This window comes from Paenibacillus sp. MDMC362, from assembly GCF_003269305.1.
Classification (GTDB): domain Bacteria; phylum Bacillota; class Bacilli; order Paenibacillales; family Paenibacillaceae; genus Paenibacillus_AQ.
Map to the genome: position 1 here is coordinate 39,801 of NZ_QLYT01000070.1, position 11,820 is coordinate 51,620.

General features: G+C 51.9%; 10 protein-coding genes. 1 reads left to right on the forward strand and 9 read right to left on the reverse strand.

Going from position 1 to position 11,820, the window contains the following annotated elements; translation table 11 throughout:
• Positions 1-44: 44 nt before the first annotated feature.
• From alaS to cymR, 6 genes are all read right to left on the reverse strand, one after another.
• On the reverse strand, positions 45-2,672 hold the full coding sequence (gene alaS, locus DP091_RS28410; RefSeq protein ID WP_113061414.1) for an alanine--tRNA ligase: 2,628 nt from the start codon (positions 2,670-2,672) through the stop codon (positions 45-47).
• Between the two features lie 421 nt (positions 2,673-3,093).
• Positions 3,094-4,161, reverse strand: a complete 1,068-nt coding sequence (locus DP091_RS28415; protein WP_113061415.1) for an AI-2E family transporter — start codon at positions 4,159-4,161, stop codon at positions 3,094-3,096.
• A 158-nt stretch (positions 4,162-4,319) separates the two neighbouring features.
• The gene (locus DP091_RS28420; protein ID WP_071222775.1) at positions 4,320-4,529 is read right to left on the reverse strand and encodes a hypothetical protein; all 210 of its coding nucleotides are present in this window, start codon (positions 4,527-4,529) and stop codon (positions 4,320-4,322) included.
• Between the two features lie 11 nt (positions 4,530-4,540).
• Positions 4,541-5,062: a PRC-barrel domain-containing protein gene (locus DP091_RS28425; RefSeq protein ID WP_071222774.1), complete on the reverse strand. Its 522-nt coding sequence runs from the start codon at positions 5,060-5,062 to the stop codon at positions 4,541-4,543.
• A 139-nt stretch (positions 5,063-5,201) separates the two neighbouring features.
• Positions 5,202-6,347, reverse strand: coding sequence for a cysteine desulfurase family protein (locus tag DP091_RS28430; protein WP_113061416.1), 1,146 nt, complete (start codon positions 6,345-6,347; stop codon positions 5,202-5,204).
• An 11-nt stretch (positions 6,348-6,358) separates the two neighbouring features.
• Positions 6,359-6,778: a cysteine metabolism transcriptional regulator CymR gene (cymR, locus tag DP091_RS28435; RefSeq protein ID WP_071222772.1), complete on the reverse strand. Its 420-nt coding sequence runs from the start codon at positions 6,776-6,778 to the stop codon at positions 6,359-6,361.
• A 299-nt stretch (positions 6,779-7,077) separates the two neighbouring features.
• Between cymR and mnmA the strand changes: the two genes are divergently transcribed.
• Positions 7,078-8,187 (forward strand): tRNA 2-thiouridine(34) synthase MnmA, encoded by a 1,110-nt coding sequence (gene mnmA, locus DP091_RS28440; RefSeq protein ID WP_146747023.1) that lies wholly within the window; start codon positions 7,078-7,080, stop codon positions 8,185-8,187.
• A 76-nt stretch (positions 8,188-8,263) separates the two neighbouring features.
• On the opposite strand, the gene nrdG is transcribed toward mnmA, so the two are convergent.
• From nrdG to DP091_RS28455, 3 genes are all read right to left on the reverse strand, one after another.
• On the reverse strand, positions 8,264-8,767 hold the full coding sequence (gene nrdG / locus DP091_RS28445) for an anaerobic ribonucleoside-triphosphate reductase activating protein (RefSeq protein WP_113061417.1): 504 nt from the start codon (positions 8,765-8,767) through the stop codon (positions 8,264-8,266).
• Entirely contained in the window at positions 8,764-10,998 is a 2,235-nt protein-coding gene (locus DP091_RS28450) for an anaerobic ribonucleoside triphosphate reductase (RefSeq protein ID WP_113061418.1), read from the reverse strand. The genes nrdG and DP091_RS28450 overlap by 4 nt, the downstream gene beginning before the upstream one ends.
• 232 nt (positions 10,999-11,230) lie before the next feature.
• Positions 11,231-11,770 (reverse strand): PCYCGC motif-containing (lipo)protein, encoded by a 540-nt coding sequence (locus DP091_RS28455; RefSeq protein ID WP_113061419.1) that lies wholly within the window; start codon positions 11,768-11,770, stop codon positions 11,231-11,233.
• Between the last annotated feature and the right edge of the window lie 50 nt (positions 11,771-11,820).

Below are 11,820 nucleotides of genomic sequence, written 5' to 3' on the forward strand. Positions count from 1 at the left end.
ATCCCGCTTACGACTGCTTGCCGTACACAATCTGGACAAATCTGTTACACGCCTCGAGCAATGAGATCCTCGGCATGCTGCAGCGCCTGGGTCAGTTTGGAACCATCCTTGCCTCCGGCTTGCGCCATATCCGGACGGCCTCCGCCGCCTCCGCCGCATATCGAAGCCACTTCTTTAACGAGTTTGCCGGCATGATAGCCCTGCTTCACCAGATCCTGCGGAACGGCTACGACGAAATTCACCTTGTCGCCTGCTTTGGAGCCGAGCACGAGGATCGTCTCCGGCAGCTTGCCCTTCAATTCGTCAGCAATGCCGCGGAGTCCGTCCATGCTGCCAGCCTGCACTTCAGTTGCAAGCAGCGACGTGTTTCCGACCTGCTTCACTTTATCGGTCAACTGGCTAGCCTCAATCGCTCCAAGTTTGCCTTGCAGGGACTCGTTTTCCCGGGCAAGTTCCTTCACCTGCTGGTTCAGGCCTTCAATCCGCTTCGGCACGTCGGCAAGACTGCTCTTCAACAAGCCTGCGGCTTGCTTAAGCAGGTCCATTTGGCCTTCCAGATGCTCATAAGCGTAACGTCCCGTTACGGCTTCAATGCGGCGAACGCCGGAGCCAATGCCGCTCTCGCCAAGCAGCTTGAAGATTCCGATCTGGGAGGTGTTTCCTACATGGCATCCGCCGCACAGCTCGATGCTGTAATCTCCGAGCTGAACGACACGGACGATATCTCCGTATTTCTCTCCGAACAACGCCATGGCGCCCATCGCCTTCGCTTCATCAATGGCCTTGCGCTCGATAACGACCGGAATGCTCTTCCATACCTGTTCATTCACGCGGCGCTCAATATCGGCCAGCTCCTCCGGCGTAATGCTGCCGAAGTGGGAGAAGTCGAAGCGCAGACGCTGCGGTTCAACAAGGGAACCTGCCTGATTGACATGATCGCCCAGCACTTCCTTCAATGCTTTATGCAATAGATGTGTAGCGGTATGGTTCTTGACGATGTCATTGCGCATAGCGGCGTCCACCTGCGCTTTGACCGTATCGCCCACTTTAAGCTCGCCGAGCTCTACGGTTACGAAATGCACATGCTGTCCATGCGGAGCCTTGAAGAGACCTTCCACTCGGGCACGAACGGATCCGCCTTCTATAATTCCCTGGTCGCTGACCTGTCCGCCGCTTTCGGCATAGAACGGGGTAACGTCCAGAATGACCTGACACGTCTCGCCTTCACTGACGCTGTCCGCGAAGCTGTCACCGGAAACGATGGCGAGCACTTTCGCCTCGCTGACGGTGTCATTATATCCAACAAATTCACTTTTAACCGTATAATCGGAAAGAACGCCGCCTTGAACCTTCATGCTTTCCGTTTCATGACGGGCCGCACGCGCCCGGTCACGCTGTTCCTTCATCGCGGCATCAAAGCCTTCACGGTCCACGGTCAATCCGTGTTCGGACGCATAATCCTCCGTTAAATCAAACGGGAAGCCATACGTGTCATACAATTTGAACGCATCGCTGCCGCTGATGGCCGATTTGCCCTGCTTCTTTGCTTCGGCGCTAACGTCAGCCAGGATGTTCAAGCCGTCGGAGAGCGTTTTGTGGAACTGTTCTTCTTCCGTTGCGATGACCTTCTCGATAAAGGCGCGTTTCTCAACGACCTCTGGGTAGTATACGCCCATAATATCCCCTACGGTTCCGGTCAAAGTATACATGAATGGTTTGTCCAGACCGAGCACCTTTCCGTAACGAACCGCACGGCGGAGCAATCGACGGATGACATATCCGCGTCCTTCGTTGGAAGGCAGCACGCCATCGCCTACTGCGAATGCAACTGTACGGATATGGTCTGCAATGACTTTCAGCGCGATATCGTACTCCGTCTTTTCATTGTATTTAACGCCGGCAAGCTCTGCCGTCTTCTGGATGATCGGCTGGAACAGGTCGGTATCGAAGTTGGACGCCACATTTTGCAGGATGGAAGCAAAGCGCTCGAGTCCCGCACCCGTATCAATGTTCTTGTTCGGAAGGGGTGTATAGCTGCCGTCCTTGTTGTGATTGAACTGGGAGAATACGAGGTTCCATACTTCGAGCCAGCGTTCATTCTCACCGCCAGGGAACATTTCGGATTCCGGAGCATCCGTGTCGTATCCTTCACCGCGATCATAGAAAATCTCGGTACAAGGTCCGCAAGGTCCTTCGCCGATATCCCAGAAGTTATCCTGCAGCTTAATGATGCGTTCTTTCGGAAGTCCGATTTTTTCGTTCCATAATTTGAAGGCTTCCTCGTCTTCCGGATACACGGTAACGGACAGCTTCTCCGGATCAAATCCGATCCACTTCTTGTCCGTCAGGAACTCCCAAGCCCAGGTGATAACCTCTTCCTTAAAATAATCCCCGATGGAGAAGTTGCCCAACATTTCGAAAAATGTATGGTGACGACGGGTTTTGCCGACATTCTCAATATCATTGGTCCGAATACATTTCTGCGAATTCGCAATTCTCGGATTCTCCGGCTTCACGCGCCCGTCAAAATAAGGTTTGAGCGGAGCCATGCCTGCATTAATCCAGAGCAGGGACGGGTCATTGTGCGGAACAAGCGATGCACTTGGCTCGATATTGTGGCCTTTCTCTGCAAAAAACTCTAGCCATTTGGAACGGATTTCACTAGCTTTCATCTCTACACTTCCTCCAGTCATAATATGGCGCCCGGATCACTTGGTTCCGAACACAAAAAACGCCCCTGAATTGAATTCAGGGACGATGTTCTCGCGGTACCACCCTGGTTATCGCCCATTCATCCTCCAGCAGTGTTCTCCTGGAACAACATATGTGGCGATCGCCTCGTAACGGCTGGATAACGGGGGCCACCCGGTGAATTTGAATCACACTCAAAAATTAGCATTCGGCTCAGGTTCGCTTCCAGGTTCTCGCAGCCAGCCGGAAACTTTCCGGGCAGGAACCTGTTCTCTGGGCAAGGTACGCAAAGCCTACTTGATTTTCTCATCGATTTGTACGTTTATAGGTTTATCATTTCAAGTATATATAGGGCGAAACTATCTGTCAATGCGTGAACATTGCCGCTACAGGCTGGAGTCTTCAGCCGGATTTCCTTCTGACATAATAAGCGAAAAAATGCTGCAACAGCACTTTGATGACGGCAAAGACGGGAACAGCCAAAATCAAGCCCACGGTTCCTGCGATTTGACCGCCGACAAGGAGCGCAAAAATGATCAGGAGCGGATGCATATGCAGCTTTTTCCCTACCACTTGGGGCGAAATGATGTTGCTCTCCAGCGTCTGGCAGATCATATTAACGGCCGCCACCAGCAGCACCATCTTCCAGGAAATCGTGGATGCCATCACGAGCGCAGGAGCCGCTCCGAGAAAGGGGCCCAAATACGGAATGATGTTAAACACCGCCACGATGCTTGCCAGCAGCAGTGCGTACGGCATACCAACAATCATATAGCCTACATAAGCCAGTACGCCGATGATTAAGCATACCAGGAATTGTCCGCGGACATAGTTGCCAAGAGCCGTGTCGATTTCCTTAAGCAGCGTAACAATCGACTTCCGGCGGCTCCGCGGCAGATAGGATACGGCGGTTCGCTGGAACACCTCAAAATCTTTTAATATGTAAAAGATCAGGAATGGAACAATTAACACGTTAAACAGGATATTAATCGTGTTGCCGATATTGTCCATGAAATTCGAGATCCCTCCGGCCAGCCTCGATTCCATCTGAAGGAACCAGCTGTTGACGCCTGTCCTTACTCCAGGAGGCAGCAGCCTGCTGTCCAGATTGGTCATCAAGCTTTGGGCGTTCATCGTTAATTCAGGCAAGTGCTCGTTGAGCTCCTCCAGCTGCCGAATCAGCATCGGAATCATGTTTATCAGAATGACGGCAAGCGACGTGAGAAAAACGGCATATATGAGGAGCACCGCCATACTCCGCGGAACTTTGCGGTCAGAGAGCATGCATACAACCGGATTGAGCACATAAGATATGATCATGGCAACCAGAAATGGTGCCAGGACTGCTTTCAGAAATCGATAGACATCCAGAAACAGCGGACGCAGCAGCCAGACAAAGTAAAGAGAGATGAGTCCGAGCATTAACCATACCAACAATCGAAACCATTTGTTCTCGGTCAGCTGTTCCACACAGGCACCCTCCTTTTTCGAAAGCTACCCTGTAGTATATGTACAAGCATCCAGAAATAAACTAACATTTCCGCCGGTCAAAGTGAAAAAGACTCCTGCTTACTCAGCCGTACAGGCCTTCAGCAAGGAGTCGTTATCTTACAATATGTACGCGTTCTTTAGGAAGACGCGTGCATAGGAGGGAAATCCGGCTGCATTTCATCACCGAAGAACAAATCATCCAGCGAGCTGAGCGTGCCATCCTCTTCTACCTGGTATACGGACATTTTCTCTCCGTTGACTGTCAATTCGATAAAGCAACCCCAGCAATAAAACTGGTGGGAGCCGATTTTCCCGATATCTTTGGAACTACAGTTTGGACATTTCATCCTACCTCACCCTATCCGTTCACAGAATTAATGGCTTTTTCCAGACGCTGTTCGCTCATCGGGGGTACCATAACGGCACTTTCGCCGATAGCCATTTCCGCTGTGCAAGGCAGCCATTTGCGACCTTCGATCAAATCCGAGACAAATCCATCGGATATTTCCAACCCTAGTATTGTATTGCCCTGTTCCTGCTCAAAATAAACATCCGATATACGCCCGAGCAGGATGCCATCCTCTGTCAAGACCTGCATCTCTTTCAGTTTGCGTTTGCCCAAAAGGTACGTAAGCGGTATATCATTGGCGCCCAGCTTGCGGACAGCCTCTTGGCTCCGGATCATGACGGCATCTTCCCCGTATGCTACGATATCTTCCCATGAGACGCTTTTCACATGCGAGGAAAACAAAGCCTTGCCTTCCAGTTCCAACCCGGTAATCAACCAGTTCTCATCTAGTATAAAATCGTGGATTTTGCCGATTTCCTTACCGTTCTCCACGTCGAATACAGCCAGTCCAATCATTTCTTGAAGTTTCATATACGGTGGACACCTCCTCATCCTTCATGGTTTGAAATCAGCCGCCGGTCAAAATTTCGTTAGCCTGACGGGCCATTTCCAAGGATGAAATGGACGAACGCATACCCCCTATTCCCTAGAAGGAGAAATCCCTTAACATCTATTTACGTAACCGATTAAGGATGGTTCCAATTTTTTGGGCAGTGTACTCCATTTCTTGTGTAGTATTACCCAAACCGAAACTAAAACGAATCGCGGAGCGCAAAACAGGATCAGAAAGTTTCATTGCTTGGAGTACATGGGATATTTCCAGAGAACCCGACGTACAAGCCGAGCCGCTTGCCGCCGCAATTCCTTCCATATCGAGGTTCATCAGCATCGTCTCCGTATTGGCACCGGGAAAGCTGATATTTAGGATGTGAGGTAGGTAATGTTCCGAATTTCCGTTGATCACAAAAGCATCCTCGCCAATCTCCTGACGAAGCCCTTCAAGGAGCGTCGATCTCAGCTCGCGATAATGCCGGATACGCGCCTCCATATTCTTAACGGTCCATTCCACTGCTGCCGTAAAACCGGCAATTCCAGCCATATTCTCTGTTCCGGCGCGACGCTTCTTCTCCTGCAGCCCTCCGAACAGACGCGGAGATACGCTGAGACCTCTGCGGACAACCAATGCTCCGACGCCCTGGGGCCCGTTGATTTTGTGGGCGGAAAAACTCCACATATCCACAGGCAGCTCGCGGCAGTTGATCGGTTCCGATCCCAAGGCCTGAACAGCATCGGTATGGAACACGATGCCCCGGCTGCGGCAGAGCTCACCGATTTCGATGATCGGCTGAACGGTGCCTACTTCATTGTTGCCATACATAATGGTGACAAGCACTGTGTTGTCCTGAATTGCGCCCGCAATGTCCTCCACAGAGACACGCCCGGTAGAGTCGACGGGTACATAGGTAACCTCACAGCCCCTCCGTTCCAGCTCGTGGCATGTATGAAGCACCGCATGGTGTTCAATCGCCGACGTGATCACATGCTTGCCCTTCGCACCAAGCGACTCCAGCAATCCAAGTATAGCCAGATTATCGCTCTCGGTTCCGCCGGCGGTGAACACCAGCTCGTCCGATTGGCATCCTAAAAGGGACGCAATTCGATCACGCGCCCCATTCACGATCTTCTTGGCTTCCCGTCCAAAAGCATGAACGCTTGAAGCATTGCCGTATTGGCTTGTCATCACCTTCATCATCCGCTCGGCCACCTCCGGATGAACCGGGGTTGATGCGGCATGATCCAAATATACTGATCTCATATCCGTCACCCTTAAATATAGAACATATAGTTGTCTGCAGCAGACTGTTCCTGATAGTTGATCAGATAATCCAGCGTCGTGGAATCCAGCACCTCAGCAATGCTGTCGCGGATACGGAGCCACAGATCCCGCTTCGCCGGATCGTCCTCTTCCGTGAAATCCACGGGAGATATCGGCCCTTCCAATACGCGGATGACGTCGCCGGCCGTTATGGATGCCGGATCACGGGACAGGATATAACCTCCGTATGCGCCGCGTATGCTTTTGACCAGTCCTGCATTCCGCAGCGGCGCGATCAGCTGCTCAAGATAATGTTCCGACAGCTGGTTCTTCTCGGCAATGCTCTTCAGCGAAGTCGGCCCTTCACCAAACCTGGCGGCCAGCTCCATCATAATCGTTAATCCGTATCTTCCTTTTGTTGATATCTTCAAAGGTGACACCTCTTTCGGTAATTGTATATTATGTCCATCCTGTACATGATTTGTAGGTGGCGGGTGAGCGATAAATACGGACTAATCTACGTGTGAAACAGCTTATCCATTATTTTTCTCCGTATTCCGATCATTACCCTCAGCTTATGGTAACATATCCTGAACCTCAATGGGTAATATTCCAGTTGGAAAGATTGAAAAATGTTCACCCTGAGTGGACAAAATGAAACGTGTGAACCTTGTTCCAATATGTTAAAATACCTCCATGGGCACAATTCAATATGAAAATGGTGATAACGATGTCAAAAGAAAAACATAACACTCGTATCGTTGTCGGCATGTCGGGAGGCGTCGACTCCTCCGTAACAGCGCTCCTGCTCAAACAGCAGGGCTATGAAGTGATCGGCATCTTTATGAAAAACTGGGATGATACCGATGAGCTTGGCTACTGCACAGCTGAAGCGGACGCTGAAGACGTGCGCCGCGTGTGCGAGCAGCTCGACATTCCCTACTATACCGTCAATTTCGAGAAGGAATACTTTGATAAAGTATTTTCCTATTTCCTCGATGAATATAAAGCCGGGAGAACGCCGAACCCCGATGTCATGTGCAACCGTGAAATCAAATTCGGCGAATTTCTGAACAAGGCCATGGATCTGGGAGCCGACTACGTGGCTACCGGCCATTACGCCCGCGTCATTGAAGAAGACGGACAGTACCGGCTGCTGCGCGGCGTCGACAGCAACAAGGACCAAACCTACTTCCTCAATGCGCTGAGCCAAGAGCAGCTCTCCAAGGCGATGTTCCCGATCGGGCATCTGCCGAAACCGGAAGTCCGCCGACTCGCCGAAGAAGCCGGACTGTATACCGCCAAGAAAAAAGACAGCACCGGCGTTTGTTTCATCGGCGAACGGAATTTCAAAGAATTCCTTGGACAATACCTCCCCGCCCAATCCGGCGATATGGTGGACATTGTCACCGGTGAGGTGAAAGGCCGCCATGATGGCCTGATGTACTACACGCTGGGACAACGCCAAGGTCTCGGAATCGGCGGCTCAGGCTCCGGAGAGCCTTGGTTTGTTGCCGACAAGGATTTGACTACCAATATTCTGTACGTTGTTCAAGGCGATCATCCGTGTTTGTATTCAACCGGACTCGTTGCCTCCGGAATGAACTGGATTGCAGGACAAGACGCTATGCCCAAAGACGCCTACACCTGCACCGCGAAATTCCGCTACCGCCAGCCGGACCAGGAAGTAACGATCACTCCGCGCGAAGACGGAACCGTTCATGTCGCGTTTGCGAAGCCGCAAAAAGCAATCACGCCTGGCCAAGCCGTTGTCTTCTACCAAGGGGACGAATGCCTTGGCGGCGGAACGATCGAAACGGCGGATAAAGTTCCTTATTAATCCGCTGGCCTAAACGAAAAGAGCACACACTTAACACGGAAGATTCCGTGAAGTGTGTGCTCTTTTTTTTTACATGTTAGCGAAGAACATATTCTACCGTTTCCCCGCGTTCCAGGCTGGCGGATACGTCAATGAAACGCTGATTCGAGCTGCCTCGGAAGGGAAGCGAGACATCCCTTAGCTCCAACTGGAATTTGCCATCCACGATAACGTCGCACTGTTTTGCCAATTCGCGCAGCTTTGGCTGCCTCATCAGCGCTTCAAAGGTGAAGCCCGTATAGGCCCATATGCTTTTCTCAGGACAGAGGGTCCTGAGCTTGCGAATAAATGCCGCGCATTCATCCGGCGAGAAGAACGGGTCCCCACCGCATAAGGTTACGCCATCCAGCAAAGGGTTGTCGACGATATCTTGCAGTATGGACGCGGACAATTCTTCTGTAAACGGCTCCCCCGCTTCAAAGTCCCAGGAATCCGTATTAAAGCATCCGGCGCAGGCATGACGGCAGCCGCTCACGAATAAAACGGCCCGAAGTCCTGGGCCTTCATTAATGCTCTCGGGGATATAACCGCACACATTCACAGATGCTTCACCCGATCCCTGACCTCAGCCTGCTTGGCCGAGTTAAAGCGCTCCGTATAATTGCCCGTTAAGTATCCTGTCACCCTCCGCAGCCGCTGGAAGTTCCCATTGTCTTCCGTAGCGCCGCATCCAGGGCAAGAGCTTCCGATGATCCCTTCGTAGTTGCATGCCGGACAGCGGTCAACGGGATGGTTTACGGAGAAATATCCAATGTTCTGCTGCAGGGCAAACTGCACGATGTCCCGAAAAGCAGCCGTATTCTGCCGTGCATTGCCGTCAAGCTCCACATACGAAATCGCTCCTGCATTACACAGCTCATGGAATGGAGCTTCGGAACGAATTTTGCGGTACGCGGCCATCGGATAGTACACCGGAACATGAAACGAGTTCGTATAATATTCACGCTCTGTCACACCCTCGATCACACCGAAGCTTTGCCGGTCAAGCTTCGTGAATTTTCCGGACAGCCCTTCGGCCGGCGTGGCAAACAACGTAATGTTCAGATCGTATTTTTCACTGGCCGCATCGCAGAACTGACGCATATGCCGGATGATTTCGATCCCCAGCCCGCGGCTGCTTTCATCCTCCCCGTGATGCAGCCCGGTCAACGCCTTCAGGCATTCTGCAAGCCCAATGAATCCAAGTGCCAGAGTGCCGTGCTTAATCAGTTCCCGTACCTTGTCCTCCGGGGCCAGGTCTTCGCCGCCTTCCCACACGCCTTCCCGCATCATAAAATCGGACGCTTTGGCCGGTTGGTCCGCCTGCAGCTCGTAACGGTGAATCAAACCCTCTACCGCAATCGTCATATACAGATCCAGCTGCTCGTAGAAGAGGCTCAGGTCTGGCATATCCCGCTTGCCTTCGATGATGCCATGCTCGATGCCGAGACGAACCAGATTGATCGTATTGAAGGACAAGTTGCCTTTTCCGCTCAGGCGGTTTCGCCCGAACCGGTCTGAAATCGTCCGGGTCCTGCAGCCCATGGTGGCAATAATCGTGTCTGGCTCGCCGGGCTTATAGTAGACCAGATTAAACGACGCATCCACGTTGACAAAATTCGGGTAGAGCCTGCGGCTGGAGCACTCAACGGCCTTGAGGAACAGATCGTAATTGGGTTCCCCTTCCGCCTGGTTTACCCCTTGCTTGCACTGGAAAATATGCTGCGGAAATATCGGCGTCTCTCCCCCGCCGAGCCCTCTCATCGTGGCATCCAGCAGAGCGTGGGACACCAGCCTTCCTTCCGTTGACGTGCACATGCCGTAGTTCAACGATGTGAAAGGGATCTGTCCGCCGGCGCGGCTGCTCATCGTGTTCAGATTGTGAATCAGGGATTCCGCACCCTGCTTTACTTCATTTACCGTTTCGTTATATGCATAGTGATATATTCGCGGGTACATGTCTTTCAGCTGCTCATTATCTATGTATAATTCGTTATCGGGTAGAACTCGTACATGGGGTCTATGCTCGACCTGCTCCACCTCTCCGAAGTAGGCAAGCCCTTTCCGAAAATGCCGGCGAAACGATTTGCCGACATACGGGGCCAGATCCCAATCGATTTTATTTCCCGACACGCCGCCGAATTGACTGTTCTGCTGAGATTGGAATATGATGGCCACCAGCGCCATCGCGGTCATGATGCTCTGCGGCGGCCTGACCGATCCGTTACCGGTATTGAATCCCTTGGCCAATAGACGGTCAAAGGGGATGAAGATACAGTTCGTCGTACCAAGCGCATACTGGTCCAGGTCGTGCACGTACACATAACCATCCCTCACCGCTCTCATGAGCTCTCCGGGCAGAATAAATTTGCTTGCCATCCATTTGGCGTACTCGGAGCCGATCCGACTCATTTTTCCACTGAAGGATTCCCCGTTCAGATTCGCATTCTCCCGCAGCAGATCCAGATTCGTTACCCCAATCACATCCCTGCTGATCTTGTAGAGCTCTCCCCGCCGCATCCGCTCCAGATCACGGGCCTCCCTGTAATGTTGATAAGCTGCCGCGGCCGCTGCATAACCTGTGCTTTCCAAATGCTTAACAACCATATCCTGAATTTCCTCCACACTCACCTGCTCCATCCCCGCGGTGGCGCGAGCAACCTCCTCGCCAAGCTGCAGGGAAGCCTCCTTGCGGGATACACCCTCAACAGCTATAAAAGCTTTATCCACTGCCTTCACAATCCGGCTTATCTCAAAGTTCACCAAGCATCCGTCTCTCTTCATGACTTTCATGAAACGATCAACTCCTTCTTATCAAGATCATTCAAACACTATATATGGTTTCGCTCAATCAATTTACATCCATATATAGTTTAATGCTGTGAGATAGATCACCCCTGTTGATCCTATGAAGCGTATCAGCGATTCCTGATAACGTCCTTAGAGATATGAATCCCAACAGAAAAAAGGCACTCGAGTGATCCATTGATCACATCGGGTACCTTCTTGTTTAACCACAATAGAATTAACTCTCGGCAGGCGGCATCGGGGTTGCTGTCGGCTGAGCGTAACCTGTGCTGTATTTCTCGTCGATTGCGTTCCGAATATCCGTCAGGCTTTTGCCCTCGCTGCTCATTTTGGCAGATTCCACGGCAATGTCCAGGCATACCCCGCAGCGGGTGCCATGATCGTCCCATACCACGGTGCCGTCCTCCTGGATCTCATCAATAAAACAGTTCAGGTTGCTCTCATGACCGGCACTGTCCCCACAGCCGCAATAACAAGGAATGTATTTCAGGACATCACTGACCTGCGCGGACAAGGCATAGATCGTTTGGAGCTCGCTGGTCTGGCTGCTCAAAAAGGCAGGCAGCTCATCAATCGAAGCCGTCGCTTCCTGGATATCCCCGTTGGACAGCTGCGTCTGATGTCCATGCTCATGCGCTGCCTCGGTTGCCTGTCCACCTTCGACCTGCTCCTGGGCGCTCTTCCCCGAACAGCCGCTCAGCATAAGGCCGGCGGACAGCAGCAGGATGACAAACCGTTGTTTCCCTGTTTTCATCATTCGTTTCCTCCATTTAACTAAACTGGCAGCCGTAGATCCCGTTATCGCTG